The 311-nt window shown below is 39.2% G+C and carries 1 protein-coding gene; it reads right to left on the reverse strand.

Going from position 1 to position 311, the window contains the following annotated elements; all coding sequences use genetic code 11:
- Positions 1–311, reverse strand: a 311-nt coding sequence (locus ACFIO5_RS12835; RefSeq protein ID WP_375705612.1) for a 2'-5' RNA ligase family protein, incomplete at both ends; no start/stop codon positions are given.

Raw genomic sequence — 311 nt, forward strand, 5'->3', positions numbered from 1 at the left:
GCATTGCTTGAGGGAGAGGGCGATAACAATAAAACAAAATTGTTTACCTCAAAGGGGGGGAACGAAAAATTACTTCGAGAAGACAGATAGTAAGAAAGATCTTCAGGTTGAATATCGAGCAGCCTAGCAAGAGTGATATGCGGAGTAAATTGTCTTTCATCAGGAGGTAATCTTAGGTGATTGCGAATACACTGCATCTTTTTGTGTAAAAGGTTGAGAGTTTCACAAGGCTCAATACGGACAACAAGAGAATGTGGCGTATTTTCTGAACTAAAAATTTCAAAACTCTTTATGGGTAGGACAAAAGGAGG

It is taken from the genome of Bartonella sp. AA86SXKL, assembly GCF_042196885.1.